Source organism: Streptomyces sp. NPDC005820, assembly GCF_040630255.1.
Lineage (GTDB): Bacteria > Actinomycetota > Actinomycetes > Streptomycetales > Streptomycetaceae > Streptomyces.
Map to the genome: position 1 here is coordinate 1 of NZ_JBEXXE010000111.1, position 5,537 is coordinate 5,537.

The window sequence follows — 5,537 nt, forward strand, 5'->3', positions numbered from 1 at the left end:
TCGTTGGCCAGGCGTTTCACCTCGGGGTCCGAGGCGCCGATCTCCAGGGCCATCTTGGCGGCGAAGCAGGCCGCCCCCGCCCGGTCAGAGGCGGGGGGAACGTCGAGGTCGAGTGACACCCCGTGGACGGCACGGAGCAGGTAGGCGTGCAGTCGTTCCAGGGCGCCCTCGTCCGGTCCGGCGAGCATCTTCGGCGGACCCTGCCCAAGCCGGGCGAAGTAGCCGCCCATCGCCTCCAGCAGCACACCGTGCTTGCCGTCGAACGCGGCATAGAGGCTGCCGCGGCCCAGGCCGGTGGCGGCGCTGATGTCGTCGACGCTCGTGCCGTTGTATCCCGAGGCGCGGAACTGCCGCTCAGCGGCATGCAGGACGTGGTCGCGGTCAAAGCTTCGTGGTCTGGCCATACACCGAAGGTAAAGCCGACCCCCCGTATTTGACAACCCAGTACAGAACCGCCTAGGTTTCCGACTGTCCAGTACACAACAGTACTGAGCCCACCGGACCGGCTTGGTCCGGGTGCGCAGGACCGCGACGCCGCGAAGGCGGCTTGGAGGTTGAACTCATGACGCTCGGTGCATAGCACGCGGCTCGGCGCAAGAACGAGCCAGCCGATGAAGGCCGCTTCAGAACCAATACTTCGGAGGACCTCGTGACCGCGGTCAGTACGGACAACACCGCCCTGGAAGGCGCGATATCCCGTGATTGCTGCTGACGAGACGTTCGACGGCACATGGCCGTATCCCGCCCGCTTCAACCAGGCGGCCGGCTTCCGCCAGCACTATGTCGACGAGGGCCCCGCACGGCCCGATCAGACGATCGTCATGCTGCACGGCGAGCCCACCTGGGGCTACGAGTGGCGCCACCTGATCGGGCCGCTGTCGCGTCACCATCGCGTGGTCGTTCCCGACCACATGGGCTTCGGCAAGAGCGAGACACCGCAGGACCGCACGTACGACGCGAGCGAACACATCCTGAATCTCGAATCGTTGCTCGTCGACACGCTCGACCTCACGGACATCACCCTGGTGCTCCGTGACTGGGGTGGCCCCATCGGCACCGGCTTCGCGCTGCGTCACCCCGACCGGATCTCCCGGATCTTCGCCACGAACACCGTGCTGCCGCTCGCAGACGACATCGCCCCTCTCATGAAGGCCAACGGCGCCGAGAGCCGGTGGTTCCAGTGGGCCCACTCGGCGCTCTCGGACGGTTCGTTCGATCAGATCCTCGGAAACGCGGGTCACACCATCGCCCACCTGATGATCGACCTGCAGCATGTCGCCCGGCCCGAGATCGCCACGCCGACCTGGATCCGCGCCTACTCCAGCCCCTTCCCGACCCCGGCGGAGTGCCGCGGTGTCATCGCCTTCCCTCGGCAGGTTCTTAAGGGCCCCCAGGGCCCCCCGCCCGGGCCGCTGCCCATGGAAGCCGTCGCCGCGCTTCGCGCCGTGCCGGCGATGCTGGCGGTCGGGATGCGGGACACCGCACTGCTGCCCGAGTACGTCATCCCGTCGTTCAGGCTCAGCTACCCCGACGCACCTGTGGTCGAGATTCCGGGCGCCGGCCACTTCCCGACCGAGGACGCGCCCGAGACGCTGCTGGCACTCCTTGAGCTGTTCCTGCAGACATCCGCGCGCACCTGAAGGCCGAACGGCCGACTCCGCGGGTGTGTGGGTGGCCGGCACGCCACCGATCCGGTCGACCAGGTCGGGGCCTCCGCAGCAGCCGGGGCCGACATCAACAGGATGCCGGCCCCCGCGGACACCTAAGCGGCCCTCCAGGGGATCACCGAGGTAGGCCCACAAGGGGCCACAGGATGATCTCGAAGTCCTGAGATCTCGTCCCGTCACCCACTCGCCTCACCTTCACCGACGGGAAGCCGACCTGTTTTCCCGTCTGGGAACCGATCAGTTTCCAGACGGTTTCAGCCATGCCCAGCAAGCAGGCAGCAGGAGCATCCCGTCGAGGTCAACGCCACACTCCTCGACGTCCTCGCCCGCCTCGACGACCCCACATCCTCGGCTTCCTGAACGGCCGACCCACCCCCACAAGATGAAGGACACGGCAATGACAGAGCGCAGTCCCATGGACAAGAACACGACATCGCGACAGCGGGCCCTGGTGGTCGGCCTCGGGATCAGCGGGATCGCCTCCGCGCTGCGACTGCATCGCGCGGGCTGGGACGTGGTGGTGTTGGAGAAGGCCCCCGAGCGGCGCCGCGGCGGATACTTCATCGCCCTGTTCGGGACCGGGCTCGCCGCCGCCGAACGGCTGGGCTTCGCCGATGCGGTGCCGAATCGCTTCGCTCCGGAGAGCGTGAGCTACGACGTCGACCGCACGGGCCGGCGCCGCCGCGGTCTGGGCTACGCCGATGTGTTCGGCGGGTCTCGAATGGTGATGCGGGGCGACATCGAAGACGCGGCCTTCACCGCCCTGCCCGACGAGGTCGAGATCCGGTACTCGACCGTGCCGATCGCGCTGGACCAGTACCTCGACGGGGTGGACGTAGAGATCCGCGACCTGACGACGGAGACGACGAGCGTCGAACGGTTCGACCTGGTGGTCGGGGCAGACGGACTGCGCTCGACGGTGCGCCGGCTTGCGTTCGAGCCCGAGCAGAGCCCGATCCGTCGGCTGAACTACATGATCGCCGTGTACGGCCTGCCCGAGCCGGTACCCGGCTACCGCCCACAGGACGGGCTGATCATGGCCGAGGCGGGCCGATCGGTGTGGGTGTTCTCGTTCGCCGACCGTCCGCCGTCGGTGTTGTTCTCCTACCGCACCGACGACGTGGACGCCGAGTTCACCCGGCCGGCCATCGCCTCGCTGCGCGCCGCCTACGGCCCCGAGCCCACCGGCTCCACGCTCGGTTGGCTGCTCGACCAGTTCGAGAAGGCCCCGGACCACCTGTTCGACTCCGCCGAGCAGGTGCACCTCGACCACTGGCACCGCGGCCGAGTCGTGCTCGTCGGCGACGCCGCGTGGTGCCTGACCGTTTACTCCGCCATGGGGGCATCCACCGGCCTGGCCGGGGCGGACCTGCTCGGCACCATGCTGGAACGCCACCCGCACGACGTGCCACGAGCGCTGCAGGACTGGGAGGACCACCTGCGCCCGTTCATCGAACACCACCTCGGCAACGCTGTGAGCCAGCGCAGTTTCTTCACCCCAGGCAACCGCGCCGAGTTGCTGCTCCGGTCCATGATGATCCGCCTCGCCCGGCTGCCGATCGCCGGCCGGCTGCTCGCCAAGATGATGACCAGCAGGGCGCGGATGAAAAGTCTGGATATCGCCGCCGCTGCAGCGTGAGTGGAGTTCCTCGAATACGAGCGGGAGAACGAGGTCGTCCGGGCCCGCAACTGTGGCAACTACCGTGGTCTGGCTGCGGGTACCGCACCGGTTGCACGCGATCCCGGTCTTGCGGTCGAGGCGGTGCAGCTGCAGCGGACCCTGGGCGGGTTCAGAGCGCACGACGCGGTTGGCGAGGCGGGTCATCGGCGCCGCGGCTTGGTCGTGGAATCGCCGCCACCGCGGCGACCGCGGACGACGAAGGAGCCGGGTCCGATGCTGGTGCGTGCGTTGTCGAGGAACGAACGCAGCCAGCCGGTGCAGGCATCGTGCAGTTCGCTGGCCATGACTGTACGGCGAGCAGCCACAGCACAGATCAGCCGCGGGCGGCCCTGGGTAGCCGCAGCGGCCGGTAGCCGTCGGTGTCCAGCTTGGCCAACTCGCCGTCGACGTCCACCGAGTGGGTTACGTAGAAGTTGATGTTGGCGTGGTGGCTGGGCCAGATGTGCGACAGCAGCTCATCGTCGATGGGCCGGGCGGCGCGACGCAGCGCGGTCACCGCCAGGCCGTGAAACTCGGTGCTCCAGGTAACGGTCGCATTGGTGGCCGGGGCTTGTAGAAATCCCTGTCGAAAATCCACGGCGTGGATCTTCGACAGGGAGAACAAGCCCGCTGGTCAGACGCGGTGTGGAGCTCTCTGCTGCGATTTGAACAGGCCGGGTGCCGTACCAACGATCTACCAGGGACAACCTGGCGGATGTGTGCCAGTCGGCCTCGTCCGTATCGGAGGGAGTGAGCGGCATGATCTGTAAGGAGCGCCTCTGGTTTGCTGTTTCCTCAGCTTCTGCGGACGGTTGGGGACGCCGGGAGGACGTGGTTCGAGGGCGATAGGCGACGGCGTGCTGCCGTTTCGGACCCCCTTCAGACCGGGACCGCAGTTTCGGTGGCGGACCACAGGTCACGCTTGACGATGATCCTCCGGTATTCCATGATCTTGCGGGGTTCGTTGAGGGTCGCGACGCCGACGAGCCGGTCACTGCGTCGATAGAGGGCGACGAGGCAATCCGAGTCCTCGTCCGGTCCGCCGCCGACGACGCTCACGTCATCCGCGTCGGCGGTGCCCACGAACTGGATCCGCTGGCCGTACCAGTCGCTCCAGAAGTAGGGCACAGTCTCGTAGGGCCGACGCCGGTCGGGCCGTACGGCGTTCTCGGCGGCGTGTGTGGCCTGCGTCATGGCGTTCGTCCAGTTCTCCAGGCGCACGGTGTCGTCGCCCTCGAACACTCCGTTGGGCCAGAGCGCGACGCCTCCTGCGGCGTAGACGCCGGGGAGGGACGACTGCAGGTACTCGTCGCAGACGATGCCTCCGTCGCGGGGGTCGAGGACTATGCCGGAAGTCTTCAGCCACTGCGGCGCCGGAGCGACGCCGACGACGACGGCGCGCAGGACCTCGCCGGTCGACAGACGGACGCCCCGCACGTGTCCGTCCGCGATCAGTTCTTGACGCACCCGACCACCTCGCGGACGAGCGGTACGGCGGCCGCCTCCACGATCGTGACCCGGCTGCCCGATCCGTTCTGGGTCAGCCGCCTGGAGGGACGGCAGGGTGGTGCCCCTGTCCCACACGCTGATCTGGACAGCGCCCTCGATGATCTCCAAATCCAGCAGGCACGGCCGGGCGCGTACTTGCGGGCGTTGGTGACCAGCTCGGTCACGGCCAACTGCATCGTGCCCATCGCCCGCGCCGGCACCGGCAGCCCATGCGCGGCTGCACCGTGGTGCGGAAGTCGTGGGCCATGGCACGGGCCTCGGCCATCTCCGCGCTGCCCTCGAACGCGGCACCGGCCCTGATCAGACGGTCGGCAAGCGGGTCCTGACCCTCACTTTGGGCAGCAGCATCCATGAAACCGTCTCCCGTCCGAAGCGCCGCGCCCAGCAGCGCCGAGCAGTGCCCAGCCCGCATATCGCCACAGCACGCGCCAACACACGGGATCACGGCGGCGTGTAAACCTGCGGGCCGTGTCTCCGCGGCGTCGAAGGGGGCCGGCCGCATCAGATGCTGGTGCAACGAGGCCGGCCGTTCCCTTGTCAGGTGCGCCGCGGGCGGGGCAGCAAGGCGAACGCGCTCTCCGCGATCGAGGTCAGACGGTCGGGGCCGTGGCCGTACGCGCCCACGACATCGCTCCCGCGGATGACGGTCAGCAGTAGGTACGCGAGGTCGTCGGGATCCGCGTCGGGGTCGATGTCGCCGT

General features: G+C 68.3%; 6 protein-coding genes. 2 read left to right on the plus strand and 4 right to left on the minus strand.

All coding sequences use genetic code 11. The features are described 5' to 3' along the window. Window positions 1-404 (minus strand): TetR/AcrR family transcriptional regulator (locus tag ABZ464_RS51810; RefSeq protein ID WP_359289978.1); only part of this gene is annotated, 404 nt, incomplete at its 3' end. A 294-nt stretch (window positions 405-698) separates the two neighbouring features. Here ABZ464_RS51810 and ABZ464_RS51815 point away from each other — a divergent pair. Further along, complete coding sequence (locus tag ABZ464_RS51815) at window positions 699-1,640, plus strand: alpha/beta fold hydrolase (protein ID WP_359289980.1); 942 nt, start codon at window positions 699-701, stop codon at window positions 1,638-1,640. Window positions 1,641-2,064: 424 nt separating this feature from the next. Continuing rightward, window positions 2,065-3,306 carry an FAD-dependent monooxygenase gene (locus tag ABZ464_RS51820; RefSeq protein ID WP_359289982.1) on the plus strand — a complete coding sequence of 414 codons (1,242 nt, stop codon included), beginning with the start codon at window positions 2,065-2,067 and terminating at the stop codon, window positions 3,304-3,306. Between the two features lie 182 nt (window positions 3,307-3,488). On the opposite strand, the gene ABZ464_RS51825 is transcribed toward ABZ464_RS51820, so the two are convergent. The 3 genes from ABZ464_RS51825 to ABZ464_RS51835 all read right to left on the minus strand — a co-directional run bounded on the left by ABZ464_RS51825 (window position 3,489) and on the right by ABZ464_RS51835 (window position 4,794). Then, complete coding sequence (locus ABZ464_RS51825; RefSeq protein ID WP_359289984.1) at window positions 3,489-3,632, minus strand: hypothetical protein; 144 nt, start codon at window positions 3,630-3,632, stop codon at window positions 3,489-3,491. A gap of 29 nt (window positions 3,633-3,661) precedes the next feature. Continuing rightward, window positions 3,662-3,844 (minus strand): hypothetical protein, encoded by a 183-nt coding sequence (locus tag ABZ464_RS51830; RefSeq protein ID WP_359289986.1) that lies wholly within the window; start codon window positions 3,842-3,844, stop codon window positions 3,662-3,664. Between the two features lie 362 nt (window positions 3,845-4,206). Continuing rightward, complete coding sequence (locus tag ABZ464_RS51835) at window positions 4,207-4,794, minus strand: oxidoreductase C-terminal domain-containing protein (RefSeq protein WP_359289988.1); 588 nt, start codon at window positions 4,792-4,794, stop codon at window positions 4,207-4,209. Window positions 4,795-5,537 lie beyond the last annotated feature (743 nt).

Excerpts from the sequence above, each read along its gene's own strand:
- ABZ464_RS51820 (WP_359289982.1), top strand. The coding sequence starts at position 2,065 with ATGACAGAGCGCAGTCCCATGGACAAGAACACGACATCGCGACAGCGG.
- ABZ464_RS51825 (WP_359289984.1), bottom strand. The coding sequence starts at position 3,632 with ATGGCCAGCGAACTGCACGATGCCTGCACCGGCTGGCTGCGTTCGTTC.